Source organism: Shewanella sp. 10N.286.45.A1 (genome assembly GCF_041470405.1).
GTDB lineage: Bacteria > Pseudomonadota > Gammaproteobacteria > Enterobacterales > Shewanellaceae > Shewanella.
Map to the genome: position 1 here is coordinate 1 of NZ_JBFRMK010000025.1, position 26,950 is coordinate 26,950.

The following is a 26,950-nucleotide window of genomic DNA, read 5'->3' on the forward strand; positions in this document are numbered from 1 at the left end:
CGATTTCCCTATTTCATTAATAACTTTAAATATCCCTGTTAATAATATTTAATAACTTTTCATAATTATTCGTTAGCTCAAGTGAGAATTATTTTTATTGGTGGGTTTTAAAATGAGGAGGGAGATTTGTATTGTTCATGTTTATTAATAATCGTTGAAGTTGAGTTATTGAACTGCCAGATTAATTAAGCTTATTAGTGTAAACAAGACTCAATACTCGTTTTTGTTTGAGTGTGAGACAAGCATTAGTGCTTTACGTTGCCAATCAGAGTCACAGGTATGGCTTGAGTTGTTTAAGATCAAACTAATGTTAACTGGATAGTATAAGAGTGTTAATGGCAGGGTTAACCTCATACACTAAAGACAGAATAATAATATAGGTATCTTTGATGGCTCCAATTATCTGCAGTAGTGCACGACAAGCAGTGTCTTTAATCGAAAGTGGTGAAACATTGTGGACCCACTCTATGGGGGCAACACCAACCCTATTACTCAATGCGTTGGCCGAGCATGCACTGACTAAACATGACTTAACCTTGTTACAGTTGCACACTGAATGCGCAGAGTCTCTAAGTGATGAAAAGCTTAAAGGACATCTACGACATCGTTGTTACTTTGGCGGCCTGCCCACACGGGGTTTGCTGCAGCAAGGCGCCGCCGATTACGTACCTATTTTTCTATCTGAAGTGCCTAAGCTGTTTCGCTCTGGTGAGCAAGCAATCGATACTGCAATTATTCAAGTGTCACCACCAGATAAGCATGGGATCTGCTCTTTGGGAATATCAGTGGAGGCCACACTCGCTGCTTGTCAGGTGGCAGGAAAAATCATTGCCCACATCAATCCTCAAATGCCGCGAACTCACGGCGATGGTTTTATCCATTATGATAAATTTTCTGCAGTATATGAGCAAAGTATGCCACTGCCACAGCACCCTTTGGCTGCTAGCGATGAAGTGAGCCTTGCTGTGGGTAAAAATGTTGCCAAGTTAGTGCGTGACGGAGATTGTTTGCAGATGGGCATAGGTGCTATTCCTGATGCGGTGCTTTCCTGTTTAACGGAGCACAAAGAGCTAGGAGTATATACTGAGTTATTTTCTGATGGAGTACTTAACTTAGTTGAACAAGGGGTGATCACCAACCGCTGTAAGCAGGTACATCCTGGCAAAATTGTTACTGGTTTTGCACTGGGTAGTCAGCGACTTTATGATTACGTTGATGATAATCCGTCGGTGATTTTTATGGATATTGAGCAGGTGAATGACACCTCTATTATCCGTAAAAACCCTAATATGATGGCGATTAACTCTGCATTGCAGGTGGATATCTCCGGGCAGATCTGTGCTGACTCCCTAGGCACCAAAATCTATTCTGGCGTGGGTGGACAGATGGATTTCATCCGTGGCGCAGGTTTGTCTGACGGTGGACGTTCGGTGATTGCGCTACCCAGTACCGCTGCTGGTGGCAAAGTTTCTCGAATAGCAACCGTGTTATCTCCAGGTGCAGGAGTGGTTACCACTCGCGCACATGTACACTATATTGTCACCGAATATGGTATTGCCAATTTAAGAGGTCGATCACTGCGTGAACGAGCGCGAGACTTAATTGCGATTGCTCATCCAGACTTCAGAGAGCAGCTTTGCCAAGAGACGTTTGATATGTGGGGCTTGACGGTTTAATCACATCCAATAATGGTTGATGCTATTTGCGATGCCCCTTGCTTGAGACATCGCAATTTGGGCTGCTAAGGTTTAGTCCGAGGTCGTAGCTTAAGGTTTTATTGGCCTGCGAGGAAGTCATTGGGCGTTAATTTTGATGGCTGACCAATGGGGTTATGCAAGCTGGGTTTATCTATTTGTTGCACTTCAAAGTCATGCCTAAGCGCAGGCGTTAATAGATCATCAAACATATCTACCTGCTGATTATTCGGGTTTAGCCATGCAGCCATTATTAACTCATCTTGAGGTAAAACCAATGGGCTGGCTTTGCTATGGAATGGCATTAAGTCAGGGTGAGGTGCATTAGTGATAATCGAGCAAGAGGTGACACTTTCACCCGTTCTTGGGTGATGCCATTCTCTAAATAAACCGCCAAAAGCCACTGCAGCGTCCTCAGCGATAAAATCATGGTAAACAGTGCTTGAAGCAGATTTTTCTGTTTCACCAAAGCCTTTAGCAATCACAATACAACGACTTTCTCGAAAGGCGCTATAGCCTGCGCTGTTGGGCTGATTGAGTTTGTCATAACGGGTATTAAAAGAGGTAAATCGGCTTGGCTTAAAGCCATCATAGGTGGTTTGTTGTAGTAGCCACCATGAGGCTGTTTGCAAAAATCGTTCGCCATTATGCTCACGCACAATGCTGATGTCGTTGGTGGGCATTTTAAAGCGTGAAAACAACATCTGTTCGCTGTTATTGATGCGCAGATCTTCCATCAATGCCTGCACAAACATATCATCGATAATATTAAGCCGTCCGCACATTTGCGCTCTCTGTTACATGACTCGATTGTTATAACCTAGCACAGTTGATTGTTCGATAGTGCTCTATTGCGCTCGATATCGATAGTACTCGCACCGACTACAGGGTTTAGACTGATATAATGCAGATGCAAAAAAGCCAGCAATTATAGTATTGCTGGATTTTATATTTGCCTGTTGCGCTAGCGTTAGGCAGTTATCTATTTTTGACTCGCTTAGAAGCGGTAGTCAACAGATAGGTATAGTTGCTGGCTGTCATTTAGCGATGCTGTTTCAGTCGTTGTTGTACCTATAGCGCCTTCCATTGGAGGAATGACAGTAGAAGACGTTGATGCATCATAGTCTTGTTTTAGGTAACGGTAACCAATTTCAGTGCTTAGCTTGTCGTTAATCTTGTACATAATACCTGTTTGACCGCCCCAGACGAAATTGTTGCTAGAGCTAACTGCAGAAGTATCTGGGCTGACGTGATTAACACCCGCTGTAGCACCAATAAACCAGTTCACTTTATTGCTATCACCAAGAGCAACAAGGTAGTCGTAAGACATTAATAGGCTTTGCTGCTTAGATAAATCATCTGAGTTGTAAGAGTAAGTACCGTATACACGGTTGTTGTCATTTAAGTAAACACCAGCTCTTAGCTCATAAACTGCGTTGTTTTCAGTAGACGACCAGTTATCAGTTTGGCTATTGAACCCTGGGTCAACAGTTGCTTCAGTTGTCGTTGAGCCCTTGTATGAGTTCTGCTGTGCGCCGACGCCGCCGCCGATAAACCAGTCTGCTGCCATTGTTGGTGCTGAAATTACAGTTGCCATTACAGACGCTAAGATAAGTGATTTAGTTTTCATGTTTGTGCTCCCACACTAAGAAATAGTTTGATTGTGCTAGTTGCCAATCGGGTGTTTCGTTTTGTTGGAGCCATAGTAGGGGAGAGTTGCTGAATGATAACTGAATGATATTAACGATCTCTGAACTTTCCACTTTAGCTATAAGTAACAGAATGCTATACCGTTAATCTTTTGATAAATAAGGATTAAGTTTTTTATCTTTATTTGCAGCAACGAACGTGCGTGTCGCTAAATGGCAACTTATTTTAAGTTCTCTTAAAGGCTGTTAGGGTTACGTTCAGCTTGATGAGCAAGAAAACAAGTATTTTTATTCGCCAATAAATACTTATTGGTAAGCGATAAGTTCAGTACTAATATTCTTAGATTACGATTTAGAGTATTAACTCTATTTGTATCATTCTAAGTTTAACTTCAGCATCACTTCAGCTTAGTGGGTAATAATTGCCCACTGCTAATGGATTGTTTGGTTTAAGTTCAACCCGTTTGACCTTCATTTAAACATCATTTACCTCATTATTTCTTTATAGGCTCAATCAAGACATGCTTAATTTTTTAAAAATTATGGCGGTATCGTCGATGCTGCTGTGTATGACATCTGCTAACGCAATTGAGCGGGAGCCTCATAAAGAGCGCTATGACCGTACTTTTCCTATTTGGGCTCAAGAAGCGATAGATCTTGGTCATGAACTGCCAAAGCCCTACGGTTTTACTTTTAATTATATGACCATGGAACAACCGCTAGTTGTCGATTCCGTTTCATTCTCTGGACTTGGTGGTCTTGACGACATGCTCAGTATTACCGGCAGTGAAGCCCTGCAAGACTCGGAGACCATTACATTTCGAGCGGATGCTTGGGTGCTGCCTTTCTTAAATCTATATGGCGTTCTTGGCCACACTAAGGGCAGCAGTGTCGCTAATGTGCAACTAGAAGCAGACTGGTCCAGCATTTCTCCTCCTGGGGTTTGTATCATTGCACCTTGTCAGGCAACGAGTAAGCCATTTGACTTTGAACTCAATTTTAAAGGCACTACTTATGGTGTTGGCGGCACATTAGTGGGCGGTATTGGCAACTGGTTTGCTCTTCTGGATGTTAACTACACCAACACTGATCTCGATATTTTAGACGGTGAGATCAGCAGTATTGTCGTCTCTCCTCGTGCGGGTTACAGGACTAGCTATGAGCAGCATGATATTCAAGTCTGGGTTGGTGCCATGTACCAAAATGTCGAGCAAACCTTTAGCGGCTACTTGCGCGATATTGGTATTCCATTGGGCAATGCTAAGTTCGAAGTAAACCAGCACCTTGAAGATAAATGGAATGGCTTATTGGGTGGTCAAGTGGGCATAACTAAGAACATCGATCTGTTAATGGAATTAGGTTTTGGTACCCGAACCAGCTTCATGATGGGGTTAGGTTACCGCTTCTAGCTTACGAATGATGGGGGGAGTTATGCGGATAATCAATCTATTACTTTTTGTATTAGTGGCAGGTGGATGCTCTATTGTTGAGAGTGTTGACTCGGCGGAAAAGTCAGTGCTAATAGAGGCGGGATTTGTTCAGCAAAAAATGGATCTCGCTGAGGGCGGCAAGCTTAACTATTGGCAAGCCGGGCAGGGTAAAACTGTACTGCTCATTCATGGTTTTGGTGGTAGTGCCGTGACGAGTTGGCAACAGGTTATGCTGGCATTGAGTCAAAATTACCATGTGATTGCGCCTGATCTTGCTTGGTTTGGTGACTCAGAGAGCCAAGCTGCACCGAGTCTAGCTGTACAGTCTAAAGCAATGACTCAACTCATTGATAAGCTTGAACTTGATGAGGTTAATGTCGTTGGGATCTCTTATGGTGGCTTTGTGACATTTGATTTAATGATTCACGAGCCAAGAGTAGACAAAGCGGTGCTGTTGGCAAGCCCTGGTGTGTTATTTTCAAATGCCGATTTGGCAGCAATGAATCAGCGTTTTGAGACCGCTGATGCAAGCGATATATTTGTGCCGCAGACTCCAAAGCAGATGCGCCGCTTATTAGAAGCAACATTTATTGACTTCCCTTGGTACCCGAGCTTTATCGACAGTGCAATCTTCGAGCGTTATTTTGCTAATCATCTTGATGAAAAGCGCCAGCTTATCGGTGGCTTAACTGAAGATAGAGATCGTATAGCGAGCAATATCAATGTCGACGCATTGCCCGATAGCATGCTTATTTGGGGAGAGAATGATTTAGTTTTTCCATTAGCATCGGGTATTCAACTGGCTGATTATCTCAATTCGCCGATAGTGGTTATTCCCGAAGCTGCCCATGGGCTGAGTAATGATCATCCGGATATTATCAGCCGCGCGATTAAGGCATTCATCCAATGATGCCTACTCAGATTAATCAGCAGCTCATTACGATTATAGCGGCGCTATTGTTACTGGCTGGATGCAGCAGTGCTGACTGGCAGGTGCGGGCGCTACCGAGTAAAATCGCAGTTGCAGCCGCACTCGATAACGAGCCCGATCCATTGCTGTTGGGTGATATTGTGCTGCAAGATTTACCACTGGTGCGGATGCCGGAAGATGTTCGCCCTTGCTGCGCGTTTGGCAATGCTCAAAAGGTACAAGTGGCGTCAATATCAGTGCCATTCTTTCGCTATGCCAATACCTTAGCAATCGACAGTGTTGGGCCACATGCTTTTGAGGCGGGCACATTTAGCTATCAGAAAGATGCACCTAATGGCAGTCGTGGCGGTGAAAACAATGGCCAGATCTATACCCTGCGTGGCGGCTTTATCGATTTAGCCCATGTACGTGATACCGCCGACAATGCCATTGCACTGTTTTATCGTATCTATCCTAAGTTGGGCGTGGCGCAAACCATTACATTGCCTGATGAGATAGGCCCACGCAGCATAGAGCTCGCTGCGTTTGATACTCAAGGTTTAACTGCCGCTCAGCGTTGGGAGGTGGCCGCTACCATTGCAGTCAGACAAGCTTACTTTATGGCAGAAGCACATGAAATAGCCCAGTGGCATGGTTACCGTAGCTGGGCACCTTGGTCTGAGGCGGTATCAGCTTATTCGCCAGAAGATCTCTATTCCAACATGCTGGGCGCCAAAATCGCACTGGCCTTGCTAAGCAATAATCTGGCGATGAATAAGGAACTGTATAACCAGCATATGACCCAATGGCTCAGCGCGACGCTCGACTGGTTAGAGCCGGTAACGATAGCGCAAACCAATGCCATGTTTGATGTTATTGATGGTGTGTGGTGGGACTCCACGCAGCCGCTGCCGAGTAAGTTTATGCTGCTTAAGCGTCACTATGAGTTAGGGGATAAACAATCTCCCTATTTAGTACCTGAGGCGCTGGCAAAATCACATGTTCAGTGGGCTGAGGTTAGCAAACTCTATCAGGCTGATATTCAACCTCACCACTTAACGCTGACTAACAGCATACATGGCGTAGATATTGATGCCATCGCCCAGCAAAAGCTGCGGGTGGCGGACAAGTTTCAAGCCAGCTTTGGGCATATTCCTGAGTCGTTGTGGCGTAATGGATTTAGTCACCAGGATTTCTATCGCATCAGTGAATACAACCAGATCCAAGACAATATTGAGTTAGCTGAGCATATAGAGCAAAAGGCGCCCCATCTTAGTGAATTAGAGGTGCAACCATGAATATGGGTTATAGCGCCAAAGCTGTCGGGCTCTGCTGTGGGCTTATTTTAGCGCTGAGCACTGCCATCGTAGACGCGAGTGAGCAGATTGCTGCTCCAGAGCTGCACGCGGACGCTGAATCACAAGGCTGGCTGGAAGATTTTTTGGCGACTCTTGGAGCCGATGGTGAGTTTGACTCTGACAAGCTTATTGATTTTAGCTACCTGCCGGGGCCTTTTTATAACCCTGAGATGGACTTGGGGGTGGGGATCTCTGCGGTTGGTTTATACCAATATGATCCCGATGATGAGGTTAGCCAGCTATCCTCTTTAGTCATCAATGGCTTGGCATCCACTAATGGCGCTTTAGGTGTCGCGATAGCCAATAAGACCTTCATTAACCAAGACAGACAACGCTTCTATCTCAACGCTGAGTTTTTTGACGCACCGGATGTGTTTTATGGTGTGGGTTACGATAATAACCATGCTGATGTTAATCGGGTTGAGTTTAACCAGCGGATTATGTCGGTCAATCCTATGTTGCTACAGCGAATGAGTCCCAGCAGTTTTGTAGGCATCGGGTTTGACTTTAGCTACGCCAGCGCAGATAGCATTAACCCTTTAGATTCAAGTGTGGAGACCGAGATATTACAAGATAGCTCGCGCAGTGTCGGCGTCAACTTACTGCTGAATCACGATAGCCGCGACAATGTGCTGAATCCTCAATCAGGACGGATCTTGGAGATCGATGCGGCTTTCTATCGGCAATATCTGGGGAGTAAAACGGACTTTGATGTTTATAATGCGCTATATAGCGAATACATGAAAAGTGGCCGTGGTGAAGATATATTAGCTTGGCAAGTTCGTGGTCGTTTTACCTCCGGTGATGTCCCTTGGGATCAACTTTCAAAGGCTGGTGGCGGCGACTTACTACGTGGTTATACATCGGGGCGTTATCGAGATAAACAGATGTTGATGACCCAAGTGGAGTATCGACTCAACCTTCCGGGTCGCCATGGTATGGTTTTTTGGGGCGGTGTAGGTGCTATTGCTGATGATGTCAGTGCGTTTAGTAGTCATCAATTGTTACCTAATGGCGGTGTCGGTTATCGCTTTGAAGTTAAACCTAGGGTCAATTTAAGGCTTGATATGGCGTGGGGTGATGGCGACACAGGCTTTTACTTTAACGTCAATGAGGCGTTTTAGTTACGCTGACGGGCGTAAAAAAGGGCTCTTATGAGCCCTTTTAATATTGTCGGTTTAACAGTGCTAACGATTACTTAAAGACTTTTTCGTTGGTGCCGTATGGGCCCAAGTTAAGGTCACGCTTACGGATCTCATCAACACGGTCAAATGCTTCTTCTGCTACGCGTAGGTTTTTAACATCTTTACGCCAGTAGTATTTGAAGCCGTTGAAATGTGCATTGTTCGGGTACCAGTACATCACGCCTAAACCTCTGTCAGACATGATTGGAGTGTTGTGGATTGTTGCACCGGGAATATAGAAGTATTGACCTGTGCCTAGTTTTTTAAACTGGTTATCAGCAAGGGTTTGCCCTTCACCATTGACTACGTAGTAACACTCTGGCTGACCATGGAAATGTGGCGCATGGTCTGATTTACCACCATCGGTAATACCAATAACCGTTGGGCTATCAGAAAGCTCTTTCCAGATGTAACCAACAGGCGATTTAGACTTATCACAGTCTTTAACTTCTAATACATTACCGTCATCATCGAGTGTTTTACAGAAGCGTTGATCGGCAGCGATACTGCTATTTGATTTAATGCTATTGAAATCAATTTTTCCCGCTTCCCAGTCAGCAATATAAGCCTCAACTTCAGGGTTACTACACTGCACTGGCATGGTGTCTTGTGGTGAATATGGCGTGCTGTCATATGGCACTGGCGTCATCTGCTGGTATGGAAGTTGTGCATGGTCGCACTGTGGACCCGCAGCCATAGCGACTGTTGAAGTCATTGCGGCGATGCCGAAGATCATTTTTAGTTTCATCATTCCTATCCTATTTTTAGCTGATGCAGCTTTTGCTGCGATATTTTGCTCGTTTTAACGGGCTTGAACTAACAATAAAGCGATCTTCAAGGTGTAAGTTTGAAATGGATCACGCCGTGTTTTGCTTAACAAACTTATTCGTGAGCAGGGTCGCGAATATTCTTTTCTATCGATCTCATTAAAGGTAAAACTGCAAACTCACTTGAGCGTAGTTTGACGAGCCTTTTGCAGGACTTTGCAGTGAATAAGCTGATTGCTGGTCATCTATTTGGTAGCGTCCCAACTCAAAACCTAGGGCTAATACCGGCGTTAAATTGGTAAAAATATTGGCGCCAATGTGGAAGCGATCCGTTTGTTCCACCTCGGTGATGGTGTGACCGTAGAATAGACTTGAGCGGGTGGCGTCGGTCCAAAAGTGACGGTAGGCAACCATGGCTGAACGTGTGGTTTCAAGCTCGCCGTTGATAATATCTCGCGCAGCATCGGTACCGACATATCGACCTAGATTGCCGTAATGCAGTTGCAGCCGTAGGTCATCTTTACCGAAGGTGTAAAGTTTGGCTGCAACCGATACACCAGCGCCAAATTGGGCGCTATCCTCCGGGTCTAAATAACGTAATAAGCTCGACACTGAAACATTGCCCCAGTCGCCTTGTTGGTCATAGCGGATAACAGCATCGGGCACGTAGTCATTACTAGGATCTATCCACTGTTTCTCTGTAGCGCTACTTTGCTCAGTAGTGCCATAGGTGTAGGGGTTTTCCAGTGCAAATTGCCAGTGACTGGTTTGATAACGAACCAGTGCTTGGCGCACCATTGTTTGGCCGACAAGTGGCCCACCAAGGTCGGCAGTTTCGGCGAAGGTGCTGCTATTAACCATGGTTGACCATGTTTGCCCAGCAGTGACGCCTTGGTATTCAATATAAGCATGTCTGAGGCGCGGACTGTAAGAGTTTGAAAACACTGCGTTGCCTTGGGATGAACCCGCAAAATCGATTTCAGCAAAACCGCGAACATCGCCCTGTTTAGCACTAAAGTTAAAACGGCTTTCAGCGGCACTAAATTGGCTACGCTTAGCCGATTCAGTCACGCTTCCTCCACCTGTCCAACTATCTTGAAAGGCAATGTTGCCTTCAACGTAGCGCGCATTGGCCTTTAAAAAACCGCCAAAATGATACTCAGTGGCTAATACTGGCGTAGAGAGAAGCGCTGCAACGCTGAGGTACAGGGGCAATTTTACTGTTCTTTTCATGGTGTTTTCTTGTTGAAATGGGCGACTCAGGCTGAATTGGAGTCGACTTGTAGGGGTTACAACTGCGGCAGTTTAACCGTCGAAAATAGCGTGCTATAGATGAATAGAAATGCGAGTAGTAGGCGGGGAAGTGGGAGCGACTTCCTCACCTACGCTTTAGTCAGCTATTTCTTTATCCTTTAGAAATAGTAACCAAAGTTGATGTTAACGCGTTTGTCCCAATCATCACCCATCTCTGGTAGGCCAACGTGATCGTTGTTGGCTGTTGAGAAGGTCATGTTTTTACCCATAACAAAGTCGACCATGGTGTAAGTTGGGCCTGCTGAAATTGCACAGCCGGTTACGTTTTGCATGCTGTTGTCGTAATCATCGTCATCAATATCTGGGGTCATTAAACCAAAATCGTTGTAGCACTTAACGCTACCCCAATCAGTATTAAAGGTTTTCGCTAAGTTAACGCTATAAGCTTGACCTTTAGAGGCGATCTCATACTGCCAGCTAACAACCGATACACCGATTTTGTTTGGATCTTCAGCATCAGCGGCGTCGTACTCATATTGCATCGCTTGTAGTTGCAAGTTCCAACCTTTGTAGCTGCTGTCTAAGTGCAGTGCTACCGCATAACGGTCACCGTTGTTACCGGTTTTGCTGTTATAGATCTGGCCGTACTGTACTGAACCACCGAAGGTTGTTTCACCCCCTTCATGTTCTGCAGTATAGGTTTGGCGTACGTTGAACTGGTTAGTCTCTTCGTTGTTGTACTCAGTACCATTAATGGTGCCAGTGTACAGATCGGTAGAGTAACGCTTGTTCTCTGTTGGTCCATATTCAGCATTCTTATAGAAAGCTAAATCTGTGTGCCAGCCATTTTTCTCATAGATGGCTTTTACACCTACATCGTGGTCATCTTCAAAACCTAGGTAGTAAGGCAGACCAAACCACCAGCTGTTCGAGATAAAGTCGCGGTTACCAAAAGGCACCTTGTTAATACCAAACTGTAGCTGCCAATCTGGGTCAATATCGTAGAAGCCATAACCATACTTAATATAGTTAGTGCTTGAGGTGAAACGGTATTCTGCCGCTAATCCCCAATCGCCTTTCTTGCCGTCAAACTTAATCGCCGCCATATCAAAGGTGAGATCGCCACCTTTATCTTTTGAGGCTTCATCGTAGTCTTTGTAACCGTAGTTAACGCGCACTGCGCCACCTACGTTAATGCCATCTTCTTGCTCGTCGGCATAGGCCGCTGAACCTGAAAGTGCGATTGCTGTTGCCACCATCGACAACATAAACTTAGTGGTTTTTTTCATCATCATTCCCCTATCTATTTTTAGATTTTTTGTATTTCAATTTGTGGCATTACATCTCTTCAAACCAAGTACGGTGGCACTCTGCGCAAACTGGTGCCTTTTTCTCGTGCTCGCCATGACATGCCAGGCAACTAGCGCCTTGGTTGTAATGCAGTGACTTGTGTGGATCTGCTTCTGGAATTGCCAGTTTGCTCTGATCAACCTCAATGCTGTTGATATCGCCGTGGCACTCAACGCATGCCGCATCGGTAGCGTTTTTCTTACCTGAGCCTTGATGGCAAGACTGACAGCCATCTTGGTAAATAAATTCGTGATTAACTCGGCCTTTAGTGCTGCCTTTCATCTTGACCAGTTCACCGGCCACAGCGCCGCCAGAGATAGCTAGAGATAGCAGAGCGGTTAGCAATAATTTGTTCATTAGACAGCTCCCTGAAGATCGGCTTTGATGGTTTCAGCAACAACGATTCCCATCGCTAGACACTCTAAACATGAGGTTGAACTCAGGCGTGCCTCACCATGAATGCCGCCAGTCACTTCGCCAATGGCATAGAGGTTTTTAATCGGTTTCATTGAGCGACCATCTACCACACGAGCGCCAAGATCGGTTTTTAAGCCTCCCATGCAGTAGTGCACTTTTGGCCAAATACGCGAAACGACAAATGGGCCTTGTAGCACTTCTGCAGTGTCCATCTTGCGGTTGAATAGCGGATCTTTACGGGCGGCAACGTGGGTGTTGTATTCACTGATGCTGCGCTTGAGTTCTGTCGCCGGAATATCGAATTTGGCTGCGATATCATCGAGAGAATCAAGCTTCCAAGCCATCTTGTCGCGGATTGCACGTACGACTCGATCATCTTTGGCGTAGTTGTTGTAGTTAAACAGTACGATTGGGTATGCAGGGCTGCCGTCTTGATAACGGTTTTTCATTATCGCTTCTGAGCAGGTTTTACGATCGGCGCGCTCATCCATAAAGCGTTTACCGTTCAATACGCTAATCGAAGCACCTTGATGCCAACCGATTGATAACAATGCATTAGACCAGCCAAAGCCACCCTCGTCAGGCGAGCCCCAATGGCCAGTTTGAATCAGGTTCATGTGTACTGGCAGTGCGCCGTGAGCCATGGCGGTTAAGGTCACTTCACCGGTCGCGCCTAAAGCATTGGTACAGTCCAATGTTGGATCGAGTGATGGATCAACCGCTTCGCGCAGCGCCATATTACGGGCAAAGCCACCATTAGCTAAAATGACCGCTTTATTAGCTTTAATGAAAACACAGCTGCCAGTTTTCAGATCGGGAAAACGGTAGTTTTTACGTACTTTTACGCCGATGATCTGCTGACCGTCCATGATGAAGTCTTCGATGTAATGCTGCAGACGATATTCAACACCCTCTTTTACACCTGCTTCATAAAGTTTGGTGGTGATATCGCCACCTGTGCCGTGTTGGGTGCGGATAGCACGCGCTTTGTTATGGCCACCAACTTGAATGTTGAAGTCTTTTTTGAATTTAACGCCCGTGTCGATACAGAGCTCATAAGCATCTAATGCGCGATTGGCTATTTGACGCAGTGCCGCTTCATTTTGCATACCACGACCAGAAATAATCTGATCGTTAACCAGCTCTTCTGGTGAATCGTCATTAACGCCTTGCGCCAGTTGTACTGGATTTTTTGGGATCGCTAACCAGCCGCCGTTGATGGCTGAGTTACCACCAATCACCTGCATTTTCTCTAACACTAATACCGAACCAAGCCCTTGGCGTTTGGCATTTAACGCTGCAGATAATCCAGCGAAGCCTGAGCCGACGACTAAGGTGTCGACAGTTTCTGTCCAGTTAATTTCGTCACATGTTTTTGCTTGAACTGTACCTGGTAGTGTTGCTGCTACGGTGCCGACTGCGGCACCCGCGGTTAATTTCAAAAAGTGTCTTCTGCCTTGCATTCTTAAATCCTCTGAATCGGAATGAGGTAACGATAAACGCAAGTTCGGTCGCTAAAGGTGAACTAAGTCACGTGATTTTTTCAGCGACAAATTTATTCGTGAGGCCGATCTCGAAGATCTTTTCTCTAAGTAAAATTGCTTAGCGAGTTACGGCTAAAAATGTGGCAGGATTTTATACTGAGTTAATAGATTGAGTTGGAATGTTTGTTTGAGGTAACTCACAAAGGCTAGCAATAAAGTGTTTTTTGCGTGATGTTAATCTCGATTAGTGATGCCTCAACTAAACCAACAATTATTAACAGCGCATAATTAATGCAAATTGATCTTAAGGCTTAATGATGAAATGCCCGACTGAAGCGCTACCAATGATGCGCTGTAATCAAATACTCGATGCTGCGGAGCTGCTCATAGAGTCACAAGGAATCGTGTCATTTAAGTTTTCTCAACTGGCGAAAGAGGTTGGCTGTTCTACAGGTACCTTGTACAAATTCTTTGAGCGTAAAGAGGATGTATTGGTATGTTTGTTTCTTCGCAGTGCAACGTCTAATCATCTGCCAATTTTTGTTAGTAAGAACCCGGAGCTCACTGCTCAGGAAAAGACATTGCTGCCGGTTTTATTTACCTTCGAAACCATTAAACGTAGTAAAAGCTTTTTTACGTTACGTTCGGTGTCGGTCAACACCATGGTATGGCAGTTGGCGAGTGACGAAAAAATTGCCAAATTTAAGCAGCGTATCAATGGTTTTTGGAATTGGTTTACCCGATCACTTAATGAAGCCGTGGAGCGAGGAGAGCTCGAAGCGACCCCTTTGCAGGTTAAGGAACTGGTACAAGGTATCGCATTTTACCTAACAGGCTCTTTGACTCAATTCGAGAGTCAGCTAATTGCTCCTGAGTATTTGGGCAATCGCCGTGAAACCTGTTACCGCCATTTAGCGCGACTAATGGGGCAGTACAAATGGAACAAACCTTTAACTCCTGAACTATTTGAATCATTAGAACAAAGAAGTTCAGACTTTTTTGATAAGCATTATCGCGACCATATGACCTGCGCTGCTTGTAGTGCCTTATGTGCTGCTAACAATGATGTGAACTCTAGCTGTTCTCGTTTAGAGGCTATTGCTCGTTAGGCAAAAAAAGGCCCTCAATCTAGAGGGCTGGATCGAAATTAGATGGTGTCGAATAGTGATGTTTGAGATGTTGCTGTCGATCCTAAAATTGAAGCCCATAGTCATTGTATATTGGGAGCAATGACCATGAGCTGCAGGGGAACTGAATGGCTAGAAGTAGTAACCAAAGTTAATGTTTACTCGCTTATCCCAGTCATTGCCCATTTCAGGCAAGCCAACGTGATCGTTGTTAGCCGTTGAGAAGGTCATGTTCTTACCCATGATAAAGTCGATCATAGTGTAAGTTGGGCCCGCGGCAATGGCACAGCCAGTGACGTTTTGCATGCTGTTGTCGTAATCATCGTCATCAACATCTGGAGTCATTAAACCAAAATCGTTGTAGCACTTAACACTGCCCCAATCGGTATTAAAGGTTTTAGCGATATTGGCGCTATATGATTGCCCTTTAGACGCAATCTCATACTGCCAGCTAACCACTGATACACCGATTTTATTTGGGTCGTCAGCATCTGCGGCATCGTATTCATACTGCATCGCTTGTAGCTGCAAGTTCCAGCCGTTATAGCTTGAATCTAAGTGCAGAGCGACGGCATAACGATCGCCATTGTTGCCGGTTTTATTGTTGTAGATCTGGCCAAATTGCGCCGAGCCACCCAAGGTTGTTGAACCACCATTGTGCTCAATGGTATACGTTTGACGAACGTTTATTTGGTTGGTTTCTTCGTTGTTGTACTCTGTACCATTGATGGTGCCTGTGTACAGATCGGTCGCGTAACGCTTGTTCTCTGTCGGACCATATTCAGCATTCTTGTAGAAAGCCAAATCGGAATGCCAGCCATTACTTTCAAAGATAGCTTTAACACCTATATCATGGTCATCTTCAAAGCCTAAGTAGTAAGGGATACCAAACCAGAAGCTGTTGGAGATAAATTCAGGGTTACCAAAAGGCACTTTGTTAATACCAAATTGTAGCTGCCACTGTGGATCAATATCGTAGATACCATAGCCGTACTTGATATAGTTAGTGTCAGAGGTAAAGCGGTATTCGGCCGCTAAGCCCCAGTCGCCTTTTTTACCGTTAAATTTAATTGCCGCCATGTCAAAGGTGAGATCGCCACCTTTATCTTTTGAGGCTTCACTGTAATCTTTATAACCGTAGTTGACCCTGACCGCACCGCCTACATTGATGCCATCTTCTTGCTGTTCTGCAAATGCAGTTGAGCTAGAAAGTGCGATCGCTGTCGCGACCAGCGACAGTACAAATCTATTGCTCTTGTTCATCATCATTCCTTGTTTATCTTATCCGTTAGCTGTTTAGTGGTTGTGATCATGCTCTTCGGCAGTATTGATCTTCACTGGATAAGGGATCGTCTCTATGCCACTCAAGTGATAACCCGTTTTGGCAAATCCAGCCTGAGCACTTTTTACGTTTAAAATGCCAGTCACATACATAGGCTGCTCGAGATCAGGTATTGCGATAGGGACATCAAAAGAAACATGAATCAACTGATTCGGCGGTGATGGTGGCTTGTGGAAACAAGCACCTTGCTGAGGTGTTAATAGAAAGTTCTTCACGTAACCGCTATTTTTACCATCAAGCGGTACGATAAAACCGGGAATTACCACCTTCTTGCCATCAAGGGCTAAGTTGACGTTAGTCTCAACTGGCAAATCTGCCGCTCCAGGAGCCAAGTTGTGCCATAGAATTGATACCGGCTCTTCTGCAAAAAGAGATGAGCTAAACAGTAAACTAAATGCCAGGATAAGATTTTTCATATTTTATAATGGGGCCAATTAAACTTGGCCCCATACTCTTGTTGGAGTTTAAGTTGGACTACTTGGCTTTTTGAACAACATCCCAGCCGTAACCACCATTACCTGAGCGCACAAGCTTAGAGTTGGTGTATGGGATAAAGTCGAACATTAGCTGCTCACCTGGACCTACATCTTGTGGCCACTGGTACTTAAAGGTTGAGAACTTACCGTCAAGTGGGAACCAGTACATGTAGATCAAATCTTGGTCGTCATAAGTATTTGGCGTGTAGTGCATCGCTTTACTTGGGATCTCGATGTAGTCACCAGGTCCAAATGGTTGCATGCGTTCCTGCGCCCAAGTTAGGCCTTGACCGCTTAGACCGTAGTAACACTCCATTTCACGGTGGTAATGAGGTGCTGCGGTACCTGGCGCAACTCGCACTAAGCCAATTACTGTTGGTTCATCATTGAGCTCTTTCCAACACATGCCGACTTCCGTCGCGCTAGCACCGCCTTCTGGACATGGGATAAGGTTGCTTGGGTCATCTACGCGCCAAGTTAACCAGCCAGATTCGTTAGCGCCCTTACCGCCATGGTCATTAGACTTGATGTTGTAGATATCTTTTTCACCTGATTGCAGCTCTTTCAGGTAAGCCATAGCTTGCTCTTGCTTACACACCATTGGCATGACTTTGGTCGGTGCATTAATGGTCGACAAGGTTGGCTTTTCATTGTGCCAAGGCTTATCTGCTGGCTTATCACCGGCTACAGCACAACCTGTAACAAGAATTGCTGACATCGCGAGTAGTTTTTTCATCATCATCTTCCTTTATATATGTAGTTTTATGTTTATTGCTTAAATTTTGGGAAATCAAAGTTGTGGCAATCCATGCAAATGGCTTGCTTCGGTGTATGCTCACCGTGGCACTCCATGCACGGCGCTTCTTGGCCGTAATGCATGCTGTCGTGAGGATTTTGTCTTGCTTCATGACCTTCACGTTTTGTTTGCTCTGCCAATTCGCTCATGTCATGGCATTGCAGGCATGAATCGTCTGATGGAAAAGCTTTCATGCCCTGGTCGTGACAGGTTTTACACCCTGAGTCGTAAACCATTTCGTGGTAGTCGCGTTGGTCACGAGCTTGTGCTGAAACGGCAATGCAGCCACCAAGAATGAGTGCAAGTAATGTGTTAACTGTCTTCATGGTAATTTTCCTTATGCCTTCATCATTGAACGAGCAGCAGTTACGCCAAATGCCATACACTCTGGTGTTGAACAGCCACCAAGTCGGCTCACGCCGTGTACGCCACCGGAAACTTCGCCTGCGGCATAAAGCCCTGGAATGCTTTGTCCTGTTTTTGCTGCAATGACTTCTGCTTTGGCATTAATTTGGATACCGCCTTGGCAGTAATGCACTTTTGGCCATAAGCGCTGCACGATGAATGGTGCAGTCAGATAGATACCTGTACTCATGTTCATGCGCTTACCGAACTGTGGGTCTTCGCCAGATTTAACGTATAAATTCCAATCATCAATTTGCTTTTTAAGCGCTTTTTTAGGCAGGTCGAAGTGCTTAGCAATTGCATCTACACTGTCAAACTCCCAAGCAACGTTGTATTTCAATACATTGGCCATTGATGGGTCTTTCATCGCTTCATGCTTAGGTGCGATGAGAAGTGCTGGGTTAGGATTACCGTCTTTATCGCGGCGCTGTACTTCTAAGTCGGCGCGTGTTTTACGATCTGCCGTTTCGTTCATGAAGCGCTGGCCGGTGTTACGGTCGATAGCGATAGAGTGCGGGAAGTTATAGAGCGAGAACCCGGCGCCATAACCGAAGCCGCCTTCATCGGGAGATGCCCAAGGGCCAGACTGAATAAAGCTCAAATGTACAGGCATTGCACCTTCTGCAAGCATGGCGATAAGGCCATCACCTGTGGCGCCACGAGCGTTTGTGCAACCGACTTCGTTGCCAAGGTTTGGATCAAGTGCTTGGCGGAAACTGACGTTGGCACCAAAACCACCGGTTGCAATCAACACACCCTTTTCAGCTTTTACATTGATTAATTCACCAGAGTTTTCATGACCGAAGTGGTAACCGCGTCGCACTTGGATCCCAAGTACTGTGCCGTCTTTGGCTGTGATTAGATGCTCGAATTTATGGCGGATTTTGGTTTTAACACCGTAGCTACGTGCCGTTTTTAGCATCGGGCGGATAAAGCCTGCGCCGCTGCGTTCAACCACTTGGTGGCTACGTGTGGCGCTGGTTCCGCCAGTATTGATGATGTGATCGCGGTAAACACAGCCACAATCTTTAGTGAGCTGGTAGATGTACGGACCTAGCTCGGCGCTGTGTTTAAGCAGTTCTTCACTTGCATAACCGCGACCTGATTTGAGTTGGTCTTGCACCATCAGTTCAGCACTATCTTCAATGCCCAGTTGTTTTTGTAGGTCTGTATTAGCGAAACAAGCTTGGCCAGCATTGAGAGTACTGTTGCCGCCATATACGCCTAATTTTTCAAAAATGACGATATCTTTGGCGCCTAATTTACCGGCTTCTACCGCTGCAGCCAGCCCGGCAAAACCAGAACCCACGATAACGATTTCATGTTTTTCATCCCATTCAACATCAGATGAATTAGCGCTTACTGCTAATGGTGAAAGTGCGCCAACGGCAGCAGCTCCTGCTCCAAATTTTAAAAACGAACGTCTTGTTTGCATATTGTTATCTCCAATTAACTTGGGGTTACAATATGCTTATGCTTGTCATTCAATTATGCGCGAAATCACACTTTGTATCGGGCGATAAAGATTTTTGTGGTACTGTTCAAGAAAATGTTTCTTTTATGTATCTAAATTAAGCTAAGCCCATAAAATGGAGCTGGTTTTATATAAAGTTAGGTATGAATATGCAATGTCCAAATAGCCATACAGATGCGATTCGTTGTAATCAATTGTTAGATGTTGCTGAAGAACTTATTGATAATCAAGGTGTTGTTTCATTTAGGTTTGCACAGATAGCAAAAGGTGCAGGCTGTTCAACAAATACATTGTATAAATACTTTGAATCAAAAGAAGATGTGCTGGTTTGTCTTTTTTTACGAAATACAACATCGAGTCAAATACCTATTTTTATAAAAGAAAATCCAGATTTAACTATTAATGAACGTTCTGTTCTTGCCGTTTTATTTACATTTGAAGTTGTGAAAAGAAGCCCAATATTTAATATTTTGAGAGTTGTATCTATTAATAGTATGTTTTGGCAATTAGCCAGTTCAGATAAAATAGAGGTATTAAGAAACAGAGTTAATTTGTTCTGGAGTCGAATTAAACGGCCACTAGAAGATGCTGTTATGAGTGGTGATTTAAAGGCGACCGATACCGATATAAGAGACTTAAGCCAAGCGCTGTATTTCTTTTTAGCGGGTGCGACCTCTTCCTTTGAGAGCAAGTTGATGGATGAGCAGTATTTTACTAGCGAAGATATCTTGGCTTATCGCCATGTCAGCCGCTTGATGAATCACTATCAGTGGCGTAAGCCTATTACCCAAGAGATGATGCAAAGCTTGAGTAACAGAATTAGTGCCTTCCTAGATAAAGGCTCAGGAAAAATTCGCAGTTGTGATACCTGTTTAGCCATTGGAAAATTGAACGACTGTCGACAGTAAGTGACTGAGTTGCTGCCGTGTGTTTTAGGCCAGTTTGCTCGAATCGGAGTTTGTTATATTGAGCTGCCTTTATGCACTGAATTTATTGATGCTAACCCGCGTTTCACTTGACTTTTTTGTGACCACTGCATAGGCTGCTCAGTCAGTATTCAAGGTGGTATGCAATGCAAATAAACTATAATTTAAAACCTGCGTCAGAGCGCCGTACAGAGCAGTTCAAACCAACCACAAATGTTGGTTTTGGTAACCTCAGAACTGACCACATGTTTTTAATGGATTACCGTGATGGGCAGTGGTGTGATCCTAGGGTGGTACCTTATGGCCCATTTGAGGTGGCGCCAGGTGCAATTGCATTGCATTATGGCCAATCAGTGTTTGAAGGCGCTAAAGCCTTTCAGCATGAAGATGGTGAAATCTATACCTTTCGTATCGATAAAAATGCCGAGCGTTTAAACCGTTCAGCAGACATTATCTGCATTCCTGCAATTCCAGAAGCGCTACAAATTGAAGCTATTAACGCATTGATTGATGTTGACCGTTTATGGTTCCCAATGCAGGAAGATGCTTGTCTTTATATCCGTCCATTTGTATTTGCTACTGAAGATAGATTATCTGTGAGCCCAAGTGAACAATACACTTTTTGTGTGATGCTCAGCCCTAGTGGTCCTTACTACACTGACGGTTTCGATAAGGCGATTCGTCTGTTGATTAGCGAACGCTTCCACCGTGCGGTATCGGGTGGTACTGGCGCATCGAAAGCGGCGGGTAACTATGCAGCATCACTGAAAGCTGGCAAAGCGGCTGCTGAATATGGCGCTGCACAAGTACTGTATTTAGATGCTAATAACAAGCAGATCGAGGAAGTGGGGGCGATGAACCATTTCCATGTGCTTAAAGACGGTAGCATTATCATTCCCAAATTTACCGATACCATTTTGAAGTCGATTACCTCGCAGTCGATTCTCGATTTAGGTGAGATTCTAGGGTGTGAAGTTCGCCAAGAAACAGTGATGTTAGACCAATTTATTGCTGATATAGAATCTGGCGAAATTATCGAGGCGGGCGGTTTTGGTACTGCTGCAGTGGTATCACCAGTAGGCTCATATATCTTTGAAGATAATCGAATTGTTACCGTTGGCGATGGCAATGTTGGCGAGCATACTAAGCGTATTTATAAAGTATTGACTGAGATCCAAAAAGGCCATATTGCTGGGCCTGATGGCTGGGTTAAATTGGTAGAGCGTCGAGTTTAACCTCTCCTTTTCAGCATAAAAAAGCTCTTAACAGGAGCTTTTTTTATGCTTTTAATAATATTTTATAAGCCAATACTATAATCGAAAGCTGGTATTTATCCGCACCGCCTGCAGCGCACTATTTTGTGCAGTAGGGTAGAACTGTTGGTTAGATATTTCCGCTAAAGCAGCTTGATCTAACAGCTCGCCAGTTACACTATTAATAATCTCTAACTGAGTCATTTGACCATGGCTGTTGACTACAAATGATGCTTTATATTGAGTGGTATTTTCTTTGGGATCATTGTGCAGTCCATTTGGTAGAGCCTTGCGCCAATCAATGAGTTTATCTTTTACCACCCAATATGAAGCGAAGTCCTTACTCTCTAGTTGCAGAATTCTTGGGCTCTGTTGTTGAATGATGTTGCTTGAACAACCGGCCAACCAAAGAGGCAAAAATAAACATAGCAGAAAGGCATTTTTATGTGTGGGCCAAGTTATATACATGGAACGTACCTTTTGATGCTTGTGTTGATTAAATGTAATTGTAAGCGGTAATATATAGCCCAAAAGTATTAGTGTCTAGTCTTGTAACCCGTAATTTAAGACGGTTTTACTCCTTAGATGGTTGAATATCTTGCTTTAGATGTTTGTGTTGTCTAAGTATTTGATATTAAGCGTTATTGCGTTTTGTTTTTTTTATTGTTTATGTGATCTTTAACGTGATTTGTATGGGGTTATGGCTGGGGATAAATTAACAGTTTTACATAAAAAAGGTGCACATGATGTGCACCTTAATTTAGGGATACTCAGTCCTAATAACTTATATAGTTGGCTTTTTTTCTTGGCTGGGTTCGGTTGGCGCACCATGTTTTATCATCAGCTGATGGATCTCTTCATCCTTTTCCAGCCAAAGTTGATTCAACCAGCGCTGGAACTCAACACGGTAACTCGACTCTGAAAAATAGCGTTTATTGTCTACTTCAGGCACCGGCAGCACCTTCACACGAACTACAATTTTTCTCAAGCGGCCATGCATCACTTCGTACAAGGCATCTTTCTTAAACACTTCAGGATAGAGCACAGTTACGTTAAGCACGTTGGTAAACTGTTCGCCCATTGCCGATAACGCAAAGGCGATACCGCCAGCTTTAGGACGTAACAAGTAGCGGTAAGGTGAATCTTGACGTCGATGTTTCTCTTCAGTAAATCGACTGCCCTCAACATAGTTAATGATTGATGTCGGCATAAAGCGGAACTTGCCACAGGCTTTGCGAGTGCTTTCTAAATCCTTACCTTTGAGCTTTGGGTTTTTCTTTAATTTAGCTGGGCTGGTGCGGCTCATAAACGGCATATCAAGTGCCCAGCAACCTAAACCAAGAAAAGGGACGTACATCAGTTCGCGCTTTAAAAAGAACTTAAGCATAGGGATATGGTTACGTAATACATAGGTTTGCGCAGCAATGTCAAAACCACTTAAATGATTGCTAATCAGTAGATACCAGCTTTTTTTATCAAGGTTCTCTAAGCCCTCGATGTCCCACTCTATATCCGCAAGTAAGTGCAGGATCCCGCCATTACAAGTCGCCCAAGCCCACATAAAACGATTCATCAAATGGGTCAATGCGTTGCGACCTGCGGTAAAAGGCACCACAAGCTTAATTATCCCACCAATAGAGATAAGTGAGGCCCATAAAACCGTGTTGATGATTAATAAAGTGGTGCTCATAAAATATAACAGTGAGCCGGGTAAAAAATTCAACATTGTACTTAAGCCTCTTTGCTGCTTGTATCTGCTTGTGCTAACTCGGTAAGCACTTGATCTTTTTGTTGCCACATTTGATTTAATTGATTCTGAAATTCAATTTTAAATTCACGATCTTTTATGTAATCGCCACGCAGTGATTCACCAATTTCACTGACCTCTATATGCACCTTAATGTTATCGACTTGACCACTAATAAACTCCCAGTATGTCGGCACTTTTCCAGGGTAGTAGATAGACACATTAACGAGCTTATGAATATGCTCACCCATTGCTGATAACGCAAAAGCCATGCCGCCAGCCTTAGGTTTAAGCAGGTGAGTAAAGGGTGAGTTTTGCTTCTTATGCTTACCAGGATGGAAGCGTGTGCCCTCGACAAAATTCATTACGCTGACAGGCTTATGCTTAAATTTGGCGCAGGCTTTGCGGGTGATCTCTATGTCTTTACCGCGTAGTTTAGGATTCTTACGCAGTTGGGCATTGCTATAACGGCGCATAAATGGAAAGTCGAGTGCCCACCAAGCCAGCCCTAAAACCGGTACAAATATCAGTTGTTGTTTCAAGAAAAACTTCAGAAATGGAATCTTTCCATTTAATACTCGTTGTAAAATTAGAATATCGACCCAAGACTGATGGTTGGCTATTACCATGTACCACTCTTTGGTTGATAGTTGTGCATCACCTTGCACGTCAATGGTCACTTTATGAAATGTATCCTCAATAACGCCATTGCAACGGATCCAAGAGCTGGCACAAAAATCAAGGAAATAGGTGCAAGCTGTACGCGTGAGAGTGAGTGGGATTAGCTTAAAAATACTAACGACTAGAATAGGAGTAACCCAAAAAATAGTATTAATAAAGTAGCAGAAGAACGCTAAGCTTCCCTTAATGCGTGACACTATCGCGCCCATTAACAACCCCAAGATAAAAAACGGAGACCTATAGTACTCGTTGTCGGGGTTTGTCTCAATCTAGATGTTAATTTTTGCTGCTAAAAGCAGCGAATAATGTGTTCTATCAATCAAGCTTAGTACTGCTTTAAGCTGGCGAGAAGCCGATCAATAGCGCGGTAACCTAGTGCTTGGGCAATATGTGGACGAGATACATCTTGTTGCTGTTGTAGATCCGCGATGGTGCGGGCTACTCGTTGCAGTCGATGGTAACTACGTACCGATAAACCGAGTTTATTGACGCTCTCCTCTAGAAACAACAGATCTTCTGTATTAAATCTGCCTTCCTCTTTGAGTTGCTTGCCAGTCAGTTCGCTATTGAGAGTACCTGAACGGGCTAATTGTATCTCTCTTGCAGTATGTACTCGTTGGGCGATAACAGCGCTAGTTTCAGCTTGGGTGTCACAGCTATTTAAAGCGCCAAGTGGCAGTTTAGGCACATCAATGGTTAAATCAAAACGGTCTAAAAATGGCCCTGAAAGCTTAGAAAGGTACCGCAGAATTTGTTCATTACTGGCTCTGGCGTTATCGACATCACCACATGGGCTAGGGTTCATTGCCGCCACTAATTGAAAGCGGCACAAAAAATTGAGTTTAGCTGCCGCGCGGGAGATGCTCACCTCACCAGTCTCCATTGGTTCACGTAAGCAGTCTAGTACCTTGCGTGGAAACTCGGCCACCTCATCAAGAAACAACACACCGCGATGGGCAAGGGAGATCTCCCCGGGTTTGGGAATAGCGCCACCACCCACCAATGATATTGCCGAACTAGTATGGTGTGGGCTTCTAAAAGGCCGTTGATAAAATTGCTGCGGTAACATGTTCTGCCCTGCAACAGAGTGAATCGAAGCCACCTCAAGCGCTTCGGTATAATCAAGTGGCGGTAGCAGCTGCATCATGCGCGTAGCCAGCATGGTTTTGCCGGTGCCAGGTGGTCCTAGCATCATCAGGTTATGTCCGCCGGCGGCTGCAATCTCTAGCGCCATTTTTGCATGTTGCTGGCCAACCACTTCGCTAAGACAGTGAGTATTAGCATCATTATTTGAAGTCGGTGTTATCCACTCCAGTCCAGGGTCAATACCGGGCAACTCTGACTGTCCATGGAGATAGGCAGCTAAAGATTGTAAATGGGTGGCAAACAGTACTTGTTGATAGCCAACGAGTTCTGCGTCGGCGCGGTTATCAATGGGCAACACTAAACGGCTATTGACTTGGCTTGCCGCAACGATGACTGGCAATATGCCTTGGCAACCACGCACATGGCCAGAGAGCGCTAGTTCACCGACAAATTCATGTTGCTCAATCGATTGTGGTGGGATCTGTTTTGATGCGGCAAGAATGCCAATAGCGATAGGGAGATCATAGCGGCCACCCTGTTTTGGAAGATCAGCTGGGGCGAGGTTGACGGTGATCCTGCGCATCGGGAACTCGAAGCCTGCGTTTATCAATGCGCTACGAACTCGCTCTTTGGCTTCTTTGACCGAAGCCTCGGGCAACCCTACCAGTGAGAATGCGGGTAAGCCGTTGCTGAGGTGCACTTCAACGGTAACCGCAGGGGCGTCGACGCCGCTACTTGCACGGGTTGCAACACAGGCGAGTGCCATAAACAAATCCTTTTGTTTTATGAGTAAGGGGAGGTTTGATTAAGCCTAGCCAAAGTTTTGAATTTTGGTGGTTTTTGGGTTGGTTTTGGCAGTAAATTCATACTTTGGGTTTGCTTTTATCAGGCTGCGCCTGACTAATGTCGTGGGATTCTATCCCTGATCGGTCTTGAGATAATCAAACTCCGTTTGATAAAGGTCGTGGAATTCCATCTCACACCTGAGCCAAGGGGGAAAGCGTTTGTCCCCGCTCTTGATTTCATAAGAGTCTATCCCTCAGCGCCCCGGCGAAATTTAAAAAGCAAAATTTCCAACGGGGGGATCTGATTCTGTGAGTTCATTGAAATACTGTTAGGCTCAGACGTTTACGGGAAAACAGTTGAAGCTAAAACACCATTGCTAAGCATTAACACTTAAACAACCAAGTGAAGATGAAGTAGAGGCCTTCGGTTTCATAGCAAGCTCTGTAGCATACAGAGTTATGGAGCTCAGATGAAAGCGAAAAACGGCCATTATGGCGCAAATAAAGATGCCAAAACTGTCCTGCTAGGCATCGATAATTTTTTAACATTTCACAAAACCTATGAAAATCAGACTGATGGAAAATGTAAAAAAGTGATACACGGACCCATTGAACAGCCTAGGCTCTCTTTATCCGCACTCAACAAGCCCATTTATGTCGCCTGAAATTAGAAATTATCTATGTACAGCAATACCTTAGCTGTGATAGCTTGTTAAAAAATTAACGAGTTGCTAAGAACGTTATCGAGCGACTAATGAATAAGCTGTTAGCTGCATAAATATAGGTTCGTGTAAATGGAAATTTTAGAAGCAAAAATTGAAGATGCGCCTATTATTCTTCAAATTCAAAAGGAAGCGTATATTTCAGAAGCTGAATTACATAATGATTTTAGTATTCCCCCGTTAACTCAGAGCTTAGCTGAACTTGAGTCTGAATTTAATAATAAATGTATTTTAAAAATTGTTTTGAACGATCAGATTATTGCAAGTGGACAAGTTAAATTAAATGGTTCAACTTCCTATATAGGCCGTATGGCTGTGAAAACTGACTTTAAAGGTATGGGGATTGGCTCCAAGCTACTTAGTGCATTAGAGCTGTTTTATCCTAAAGCAAACCAAGTAGAATTGTTTACTGGTATTAATAGTAAAGCCAACCTTGGTATGTATGAGCGCCGTGGGTACAGGCGTATTAAGGAAGAGGTTTTGGGCAAAACCACAGTTGTATTCTTAGGTAAGTCGTTAAATACAGCTAACGTATAAGGATAGGCCGCGCGCAGCCGCGTCCTATCCCAAGGGTAAGAGCGTGAATGTTTTTCAAGCATTTATTAGTTTTTCCAAATAGGTCGAATCCATTGC

The 26,950-nt window shown here is 44.5% G+C and carries 26 protein-coding genes; 10 read left to right on the forward strand and 16 right to left on the reverse strand.

The window, feature by feature from the left end; translation table 11 throughout:
• The first annotated feature begins 389 nt into the window (after positions 1-389).
• Positions 390-1,676 (forward strand): acetyl-CoA hydrolase/transferase family protein, encoded by a 1,287-nt coding sequence (locus AB4238_RS02365; protein WP_372030975.1) that lies wholly within the window; start codon positions 390-392, stop codon positions 1,674-1,676.
• Positions 1,677-1,774: 98 nt separating this feature from the next.
• Here the strand turns inward: AB4238_RS02365 and AB4238_RS02370 are convergent, their stop codons facing one another.
• Positions 1,775-2,479, reverse strand: coding sequence for an SOS response-associated peptidase family protein (locus tag AB4238_RS02370; RefSeq protein WP_372030977.1), 705 nt, complete (start codon positions 2,477-2,479; stop codon positions 1,775-1,777).
• A gap of 212 nt (positions 2,480-2,691) precedes the next feature.
• A complete protein-coding gene (locus AB4238_RS02375) occupies positions 2,692-3,324 on the reverse strand; it encodes an outer membrane beta-barrel protein (RefSeq protein WP_372030979.1) in 633 nt (210 codons plus the stop codon).
• Between the two features lie 576 nt (positions 3,325-3,900).
• On the opposite strand from AB4238_RS02375, the gene AB4238_RS02380 reads away from it, so the two are divergent.
• Genes AB4238_RS02380 through AB4238_RS02395 form a run of 4 tightly spaced genes read left to right on the forward strand, consistent with a single transcriptional unit; the run spans position 3,901 to position 8,165 of the window.
• Positions 3,901-4,752: a virulence protein gene (locus AB4238_RS02380; RefSeq protein WP_372031008.1), complete on the forward strand. Its 852-nt coding sequence runs from the start codon at positions 3,901-3,903 to the stop codon at positions 4,750-4,752.
• 22 nt (positions 4,753-4,774) lie between these two features.
• Positions 4,775-5,683, forward strand: a complete 909-nt coding sequence (locus AB4238_RS02385; protein ID WP_372030981.1) for an alpha/beta fold hydrolase — start codon at positions 4,775-4,777, stop codon at positions 5,681-5,683.
• Complete coding sequence (locus tag AB4238_RS02390) at positions 5,680-6,981, forward strand: DUF4056 domain-containing protein (protein WP_372030983.1); 1,302 nt, start codon at positions 5,680-5,682, stop codon at positions 6,979-6,981. The genes AB4238_RS02385 and AB4238_RS02390 overlap by 4 nt, the downstream gene beginning before the upstream one ends.
• The gene (locus AB4238_RS02395) at positions 6,978-8,165 is read left to right on the forward strand and encodes a BamA/TamA family outer membrane protein (protein ID WP_372030985.1); all 1,188 of its coding nucleotides are present in this window, start codon (positions 6,978-6,980) and stop codon (positions 8,163-8,165) included. Before AB4238_RS02390 ends, AB4238_RS02395 begins: the two co-directional genes overlap by 4 nt.
• Before the next feature lie 70 nt (positions 8,166-8,235).
• On the opposite strand, the gene AB4238_RS02400 is transcribed toward AB4238_RS02395, so the two are convergent.
• From AB4238_RS02400 to AB4238_RS02420, 5 genes are all read right to left on the reverse strand, one after another.
• On the reverse strand, positions 8,236-8,976 hold the full coding sequence (locus AB4238_RS02400) for a cupin domain-containing protein (protein ID WP_372030987.1): 741 nt from the start codon (positions 8,974-8,976) through the stop codon (positions 8,236-8,238).
• 175 nt (positions 8,977-9,151) lie between these two features.
• On the reverse strand, positions 9,152-10,225 hold the full coding sequence (locus tag AB4238_RS02405) for a DcaP family trimeric outer membrane transporter (protein ID WP_372030989.1): 1,074 nt from the start codon (positions 10,223-10,225) through the stop codon (positions 9,152-9,154).
• Positions 10,226-10,404: 179 nt separating this feature from the next.
• Positions 10,405-11,538: a hypothetical protein gene (locus AB4238_RS02410; RefSeq protein WP_372031010.1), complete on the reverse strand. Its 1,134-nt coding sequence runs from the start codon at positions 11,536-11,538 to the stop codon at positions 10,405-10,407.
• A 46-nt stretch (positions 11,539-11,584) separates the two neighbouring features.
• Entirely contained in the window at positions 11,585-11,953 is a 369-nt protein-coding gene (locus AB4238_RS02415; RefSeq protein WP_220740323.1) for a cytochrome c3 family protein, read from the reverse strand.
• On the reverse strand, positions 11,953-13,476 hold the full coding sequence (locus AB4238_RS02420) for a flavocytochrome c (RefSeq protein ID WP_372030990.1): 1,524 nt from the start codon (positions 13,474-13,476) through the stop codon (positions 11,953-11,955). Before AB4238_RS02420 ends, AB4238_RS02415 begins: the two co-directional genes overlap by 1 nt.
• A 338-nt stretch (positions 13,477-13,814) precedes the next feature.
• Here AB4238_RS02420 and AB4238_RS02425 point away from each other — a divergent pair, with 338 nt between their 5' ends.
• On the forward strand, positions 13,815-14,606 hold the full coding sequence (locus AB4238_RS02425) for a TetR/AcrR family transcriptional regulator (RefSeq protein ID WP_372031012.1): 792 nt from the start codon (positions 13,815-13,817) through the stop codon (positions 14,604-14,606).
• 150 nt (positions 14,607-14,756) lie between these two features.
• On the opposite strand, the gene AB4238_RS02430 is transcribed toward AB4238_RS02425, so the two are convergent.
• From AB4238_RS02430 to AB4238_RS02450, 5 genes are read right to left on the reverse strand one after another with little or no spacing between them, the layout of a single operon-like run.
• Entirely contained in the window at positions 14,757-15,890 is a 1,134-nt protein-coding gene (locus AB4238_RS02430) for a hypothetical protein (protein ID WP_372031013.1), read from the reverse strand.
• Between the two features lie 30 nt (positions 15,891-15,920).
• Entirely contained in the window at positions 15,921-16,382 is a 462-nt protein-coding gene (locus AB4238_RS02435; protein WP_372030991.1) for a DUF3299 domain-containing protein, read from the reverse strand.
• 58 nt (positions 16,383-16,440) lie between these two features.
• Complete coding sequence (locus AB4238_RS02440) at positions 16,441-17,178, reverse strand: cupin domain-containing protein (RefSeq protein ID WP_259649974.1); 738 nt, start codon at positions 17,176-17,178, stop codon at positions 16,441-16,443.
• Between the two features lie 32 nt (positions 17,179-17,210).
• On the reverse strand, positions 17,211-17,564 hold the full coding sequence (locus AB4238_RS02445) for a cytochrome c3 family protein (protein ID WP_220740333.1): 354 nt from the start codon (positions 17,562-17,564) through the stop codon (positions 17,211-17,213).
• 11 nt (positions 17,565-17,575) lie between these two features.
• Positions 17,576-19,078 carry a flavocytochrome c gene (locus tag AB4238_RS02450; RefSeq protein ID WP_372030993.1) on the reverse strand — a complete coding sequence of 501 codons (1,503 nt, stop codon included), beginning with the start codon at positions 19,076-19,078 and terminating at the stop codon, positions 17,576-17,578.
• A 188-nt stretch (positions 19,079-19,266) separates the two neighbouring features.
• On the opposite strand from AB4238_RS02450, the gene AB4238_RS02455 reads away from it, so the two are divergent.
• Both AB4238_RS02455 and AB4238_RS02460 read left to right on the forward strand, forming a co-directional pair.
• Complete coding sequence (locus AB4238_RS02455) at positions 19,267-20,025, forward strand: TetR/AcrR family transcriptional regulator (RefSeq protein ID WP_372030995.1); 759 nt, start codon at positions 19,267-19,269, stop codon at positions 20,023-20,025.
• Positions 20,026-20,189: 164 nt separating this feature from the next.
• Positions 20,190-21,278 carry a branched-chain amino acid aminotransferase gene (locus tag AB4238_RS02460; protein WP_372030997.1) on the forward strand — a complete coding sequence of 363 codons (1,089 nt, stop codon included), beginning with the start codon at positions 20,190-20,192 and terminating at the stop codon, positions 21,276-21,278.
• Positions 21,279-21,353: 75 nt separating this feature from the next.
• On the opposite strand, the gene AB4238_RS02465 is transcribed toward AB4238_RS02460, so the two are convergent.
• From AB4238_RS02465 to AB4238_RS02480, 4 genes are all read right to left on the reverse strand, one after another.
• Positions 21,354-21,764, reverse strand: coding sequence for an energy transducer TonB (locus AB4238_RS02465; protein WP_372030999.1), 411 nt, complete (start codon positions 21,762-21,764; stop codon positions 21,354-21,356).
• Positions 21,765-22,080: 316 nt separating this feature from the next.
• A complete protein-coding gene (locus AB4238_RS02470; protein ID WP_372031000.1) occupies positions 22,081-23,022 on the reverse strand; it encodes an acyltransferase in 942 nt (313 codons plus the stop codon).
• A 5-nt stretch (positions 23,023-23,027) separates the two neighbouring features.
• Positions 23,028-23,933, reverse strand: coding sequence for an acyltransferase (locus tag AB4238_RS02475; RefSeq protein WP_372031002.1), 906 nt, complete (start codon positions 23,931-23,933; stop codon positions 23,028-23,030).
• Between the two features lie 116 nt (positions 23,934-24,049).
• Positions 24,050-25,576, reverse strand: a complete 1,527-nt coding sequence (locus tag AB4238_RS02480; RefSeq protein ID WP_372031003.1) for a YifB family Mg chelatase-like AAA ATPase — start codon at positions 25,574-25,576, stop codon at positions 24,050-24,052.
• 489 nt (positions 25,577-26,065) lie between these two features.
• Between AB4238_RS02480 and AB4238_RS02485 the strand changes: the two genes are divergently transcribed.
• Both AB4238_RS02485 and AB4238_RS02490 read left to right on the forward strand, forming a co-directional pair.
• Positions 26,066-26,260: a hypothetical protein gene (locus AB4238_RS02485; protein WP_372031005.1), complete on the forward strand. Its 195-nt coding sequence runs from the start codon at positions 26,066-26,068 to the stop codon at positions 26,258-26,260.
• Positions 26,261-26,389: 129 nt separating this feature from the next.
• Positions 26,390-26,854, forward strand: coding sequence for a GNAT family N-acetyltransferase (locus AB4238_RS02490; protein ID WP_372031006.1), 465 nt, complete (start codon positions 26,390-26,392; stop codon positions 26,852-26,854).
• The last annotated feature ends 96 nt before the right edge of the window (positions 26,855-26,950 follow it).

Bases quoted from the DNA above. Each gene is read 5' to 3' on its own strand.
- AB4238_RS02365 (WP_372030975.1), top strand. From the start codon at position 390: ATGGCTCCAATTATCTGCAGTAGTGCACGACAAGCAGTGTCTTTAATC.
- AB4238_RS02370 (WP_372030977.1), bottom strand. From the start codon at position 2,479: ATGTGCGGACGGCTTAATATTATCGATGATATGTTTGTGCAGGCATTG.
- AB4238_RS02375 (WP_372030979.1), bottom strand. From the start codon at position 3,324: ATGAAAACTAAATCACTTATCTTAGCGTCTGTAATGGCAACTGTAATT.
- AB4238_RS02380 (WP_372031008.1), top strand. From the start codon at position 3,901: ATGCTGCTGTGTATGACATCTGCTAACGCAATTGAGCGGGAGCCTCAT.
- AB4238_RS02385 (WP_372030981.1), top strand. From the start codon at position 4,775: ATGCGGATAATCAATCTATTACTTTTTGTATTAGTGGCAGGTGGATGC.
- AB4238_RS02390 (WP_372030983.1), top strand. From the start codon at position 5,680: ATGATGCCTACTCAGATTAATCAGCAGCTCATTACGATTATAGCGGCG.
- AB4238_RS02395 (WP_372030985.1), top strand. From the start codon at position 6,978: ATGAATATGGGTTATAGCGCCAAAGCTGTCGGGCTCTGCTGTGGGCTT.
- AB4238_RS02400 (WP_372030987.1), bottom strand. From the start codon at position 8,976: ATGATGAAACTAAAAATGATCTTCGGCATCGCCGCAATGACTTCAACA.
- AB4238_RS02405 (WP_372030989.1), bottom strand. From the start codon at position 10,225: ATGAAAAGAACAGTAAAATTGCCCCTGTACCTCAGCGTTGCAGCGCTT.
- AB4238_RS02410 (WP_372031010.1), bottom strand. From the start codon at position 11,538: ATGATGAAAAAAACCACTAAGTTTATGTTGTCGATGGTGGCAACAGCA.
- AB4238_RS02415 (WP_220740323.1), bottom strand. From the start codon at position 11,953: ATGAACAAATTATTGCTAACCGCTCTGCTATCTCTAGCTATCTCTGGC.
- AB4238_RS02420 (WP_372030990.1), bottom strand. From the start codon at position 13,476: ATGCAAGGCAGAAGACACTTTTTGAAATTAACCGCGGGTGCCGCAGTC.
- AB4238_RS02425 (WP_372031012.1), top strand. From the start codon at position 13,815: ATGAAATGCCCGACTGAAGCGCTACCAATGATGCGCTGTAATCAAATA.
- AB4238_RS02430 (WP_372031013.1), bottom strand. From the start codon at position 15,890: ATGATGAACAAGAGCAATAGATTTGTACTGTCGCTGGTCGCGACAGCG.
- AB4238_RS02435 (WP_372030991.1), bottom strand. From the start codon at position 16,382: ATGAAAAATCTTATCCTGGCATTTAGTTTACTGTTTAGCTCATCTCTT.
- AB4238_RS02440 (WP_259649974.1), bottom strand. From the start codon at position 17,178: ATGAAAAAACTACTCGCGATGTCAGCAATTCTTGTTACAGGTTGTGCT.
- AB4238_RS02445 (WP_220740333.1), bottom strand. From the start codon at position 17,564: ATGAAGACAGTTAACACATTACTTGCACTCATTCTTGGTGGCTGCATT.
- AB4238_RS02450 (WP_372030993.1), bottom strand. From the start codon at position 19,078: ATGCAAACAAGACGTTCGTTTTTAAAATTTGGAGCAGGAGCTGCTGCC.
- AB4238_RS02455 (WP_372030995.1), top strand. From the start codon at position 19,267: ATGCAATGTCCAAATAGCCATACAGATGCGATTCGTTGTAATCAATTG.
- AB4238_RS02460 (WP_372030997.1), top strand. From the start codon at position 20,190: ATGCAAATAAACTATAATTTAAAACCTGCGTCAGAGCGCCGTACAGAG.
- AB4238_RS02465 (WP_372030999.1), bottom strand. From the start codon at position 21,764: ATGTATATAACTTGGCCCACACATAAAAATGCCTTTCTGCTATGTTTA.
- AB4238_RS02470 (WP_372031000.1), bottom strand. From the start codon at position 23,022: ATGTTGAATTTTTTACCCGGCTCACTGTTATATTTTATGAGCACCACT.
- AB4238_RS02475 (WP_372031002.1), bottom strand. From the start codon at position 23,933: ATGGGCGCGATAGTGTCACGCATTAAGGGAAGCTTAGCGTTCTTCTGC.
- AB4238_RS02480 (WP_372031003.1), bottom strand. From the start codon at position 25,576: ATGGCACTCGCCTGTGTTGCAACCCGTGCAAGTAGCGGCGTCGACGCC.
- AB4238_RS02485 (WP_372031005.1), top strand. From the start codon at position 26,066: ATGAAAGCGAAAAACGGCCATTATGGCGCAAATAAAGATGCCAAAACT.
- AB4238_RS02490 (WP_372031006.1), top strand. From the start codon at position 26,390: ATGGAAATTTTAGAAGCAAAAATTGAAGATGCGCCTATTATTCTTCAA.